Source organism: Kytococcus sp. HMSC28H12, assembly GCF_001816045.1.
GTDB classification, from domain to species: Bacteria; Actinomycetota; Actinomycetes; order Actinomycetales; family Dermatophilaceae; genus Kytococcus; species Kytococcus schroeteri.
On record NZ_KV824504.1, the window covers coordinates 1 to 3,938 of the forward strand.

Sequence of the window (3,938 nt, forward strand, 5' to 3'; positions counted from 1 at the left end):
CCGACGGCATCGCAGACGCCCCGCGCGGCGGTGCCGGCGCGCCGTCCGGCGGTGCAGCCCCGCTCGACCTGCGCGTGCTCGACGCGGCCCCCGGGTTCCGCTGGCACGGCGGCATGCTCATCGAGGGGGCGACGCTGCAGGTGCCCTTCCTGGCCGACCTCGTCACCCTCGCCGACCCGACCAACCGGTGGAGCTTCCTCAACTGGCTGAAGCAGACCGGCCGGTTGTACCCCTTCTACATCCGCGAGGACTTCGCCCCGCTGCGCGCCGAGTACGACGCGTACTGCCGCTGGGTCGCCGAGGGCCTGCGCGCCCCGTCCGGGGAGCCGACCGTGGAGTTCGGCCGCGAGGTGGTGAGGGTGGTCTTCGACGAGGCCGCCGACGCGTTCGCGGTGACCTCCGTCGCGAGCCGTCGAGGCGCGGACGGCTGCCCCGTCGACCAGGGCACCGACTCCGCCACCGCGGCCGCCCCTCGCACCGCAGCCGTCGACGCCACCGAGCGCACGGACCTCACCCGACACCTCGTGCTCGCCACGGGTACCCGGCCGCGCGTGCCCGCACCGGCCCGGGCCCTCGTCGGCGAGGACGCCCCCGGGGCCGCGGCCCACCTGCACTCCTCGCAGTACATGCACCGTCGCGAGCACCTGGCCGGCGCCGAGCACGTCACCGTCATCGGCTCTGGGCAGTCGGCAGCCGAGATCTTCCTCGACCAGCTGGAGCGGCTCGACCTGGGCCGGCAGCACCTCAGCTGGCTCACGCGCTCGCCCCGCTTCTTCCCGATGGAGTACACCAAGCTCACCCTGGAGATGACCTCCCCGGAGTACACGCGCTACTTCCACGGCCTGCCCCAGTCCGAGCGCGACCGGCTGGGGCGCCAGAACCTGCCGCTGTACAAGGGCATCTCGGGCGACCTGGTGAACGCCATCCACGAGGCGCTGTACCGCCGCCGCGTGGAACACGGTGCCGACCTGCCGGTGACCATGCGGACCGCCTGCGCCCTGGAGTCCAGCGAGCTCGTGGGCGACACCGCCCACCTGGCCTGGCGCCACACCGAGACCGGGACCCCCTTCACCACCACCTCGGACGCGACCGTCCTGGCCACCGGGTACGAGCACTGGGTGCCGGACTTCCTGGAGCCGGTGCGTGACCGCATCTCCTGGCTGCCCGACGGCCGGTACGACGTGGCGCTGGACTTCACCGTGGACGCCGCCCGCCGCATCCGTGTGCTCAACGGCGAGGAACACACGCACGGTCTGTCGGCGCCCGACCTGGGCATGGGCCCGTGGCGTGCCGCGCAGGTGCTCAACGACCTCACCGGCCGGGAGCTGTTCGCCGTCGAGCAGCAGATCGCCTTCCAGCAGTTCGGCGCGCCGGACCCGAGCGCTCCGTCCGCCGGGTCCGGCCTGGTCGCTGGGACCCAGGCCGCGTCCACCGATGTCACGCCCACCGATGCCGCCTCCGTCGAGGCAGGGGACCAGGCATGAGCCCCACCCGCATCGAGGGCCCCGTGGTCACCTGGACCGAGCTCACGGGCGAGCTCGTCGACACCCACGCGCCGCTGCTGCAGCGGTGGTTCGCCCACCCGCGCTCGCACTTCTGGGGCGCCTCCGAGCACACCGTGGAGCGCGTGGCCGCCGACTACGCCGCGGTGGACGCCGCCGACCACCAGTGGGCCTGGCTGGGCACGGTGGACGGCGAGCCGATGGTGCTGGCCGAGACCTACGACCCCCGCCGCCACCCGCTGGCCGACCAGGCCACCGCCGTGGGCCTCGACCTGGTGGACGGCGACTGGGGCATGCACCTGCTCGTCGCCCCGCCCGCGCCCGACGCCACGGGTGAGCCCGCGCACCGGCCGGGGCTCACCGCATCGGCCATGACCGGTGTGGTGCGCGACCTGTGCCTGGGCCACCACGGTGCCCGCCGGGTGGTGGTGGAGCCCGACGTGGGCAACGACCGCATCCGTGCGCTCAACCGGCGCGTCGGGTTCCGCGAGCTGGGCGAGGTGACCTTCACCGACGGGGGCAACCCCAAGAGCGCGATGCTCTCGCTGCTGCGCCGCGAGGAGTTCGTGGACGTGCTCCCCGCCGACTCTCCCACCGCTCCCGCAGCGTCGTCCCGCCGGCCTGCGGCGGTCTCCCTCACCCCGCCGCACCTGGCCCCCGGCCCGATGCGGTGGGCCCACCGCCACGTGGCCGCCAAGGCACTCGGCGAGTTCGCCCACGAGCGCATCCTCGAGCCGACCGACCTCGGCGACGGCTGGTACGCGGTCACCTCCGATGACGGTGCCGCCACCTACCGTTACCGCGCCACCCGCCATGCGCTCGAGCACTGGGTGGTGGACCCCGACAGCATCGAGGTGGTGCGCGGTGAGGTGTCCGAGGAGGTCGACGCCCAGCGCCTGGTCACACGGGTGCGGCGGCGGGCCGGCATCCCCGACCACCTGCTGGGCACCTACCTGGAGGAGGTGGCCGCCACGCTGGCTGGCGCCGCGTGGAAGCGCGTGCACCGTGCCCTGCCGGCGGCCGACCTGGTGGGCGCCGACTTCCAGCAGGTGGAGGCCGCCATGACCGAGGGCCACCCGGCGTTCGTGGCCAACAACGGACGCATCGGCTGGTCGCTGGCCGACCACGAGCGCTACGCCCCCGAGGCCGGGCAGCGTGTGGAGGTGCTGTGGCTGGCCGTGGCCCGCGGGGCCGCGCACCTGTCTCTTGGCGCCGGTCGCACCGAGGAGGCGCACTGGGCCGCGGAGTTCGACGCCCCCACGCGCGACCGCTTCGCGGCGACCCTGCGCGCCGCGGGCCACGACCCGGCCGACTACCTCTACCTGCCGGTGCACCCCTGGCAGTGGGAGCACAAGGTGGCCGTGACCTTCGCGCCCGAGGTGGCGCGGGGCGCCATCGTGCCGCTGGGGCCGGCCGACGGTTACCAGGCCCAGCAGTCCATCCGCACCTTCCTCAACACCGACGCCCCCGAGCGGTGCTACGTGAAGACCGCGCTCTCGGTGCAGAACATGGGCTTCCTGCGCGGTCTCTCGCCGGCGTACATGCAGGTGACGCCGGCCATCAACGACTGGGTGCACACCGTGGTCTCGGGCGATCCGGCGCTCGCGGGGGACCCGTCCCACCCGGACCGCACCGACGCGCTGCCCACCGCCCGCGGCGGCTGCGGCCTGACCGTGCTCCGGGAGCTGGCCGCCATCGGCTACACCGGCGACGCCTACCACGAGGCCAACCTGTCCGGTCCCGCGCCGGCGCAGCGCAAGATGCTCGCCGCGCTCTGGCGCGAGTCGCCGGTGCCGCAGCTGCAGCCGGGGGAGACCCTCGGCACGCTCGCCGCGGTGCTGCACACCGACCACGCCGGCCACCACCTGGCCAGCGCGATGGTGCGCGCCTCCGGGCTGGAGCCGGCCGAGTGGGTGCGCCGCCTGCTGCACGCCTACCTGCGCCCCGTGGTGCACTGCCTGACCGTTCATCGCCTGGCCTTCATGCCGCACACCGAGAACGTGATCATGGTGTGGCGCGACGGGTCCCCGGTGCGCGCGGTCTTCAAGGACATCGGCGAGGAGGTGGCCGTGTTCGCCGGCCCCCGGGCCGGGGGCGACCCGGCCGCCGTGCCCGAGGAGGCGCGCCGCATCGTGGTGGACGTGCCGGCGGACGAGGCCGCCCTGGCGGTGTTCACCGACGTGTACGACGGCGTGCTGCGCTTCCTGGCAGCGCGCCTGGAGGCCGACGGGCTGCTCACCGGCGAGGAGTTCTGGGGCCTGGTGCGCGAGTGCGTCCAGCAGCACCGGTCCGAGTTCCCCGAGCACCACTGGGTGGACCTGCTGGCCGGCGAGTTCGCGCACTCGTGCCTCAACCGGCTGCAGCTGCGCAACACCCTGCAGATGGTGGACCTGGCCGACCAGAGCCCCTCCCTGCTGTACTCCGGCACCCTCCCCA

The 3,938-nt window shown here is 74.2% G+C and carries 2 protein-coding genes; both read left to right on the plus strand.

Features of this window, described 5'->3' with window-relative positions:
* Window positions 1-1,484: lysine N(6)-hydroxylase/L-ornithine N(5)-oxygenase family protein (locus tag HMPREF3099_RS07295; RefSeq protein WP_070705375.1), on the plus strand; the 1,484-nt coding region annotated here is incomplete at its 5' end.
* The coding region (locus HMPREF3099_RS07300; protein WP_070705376.1) for a GNAT family N-acetyltransferase at window positions 1,481-3,938 on the plus strand (2,458 nt) is incomplete at its 3' end. The genes HMPREF3099_RS07295 and HMPREF3099_RS07300, both read left to right, overlap by 4 nt.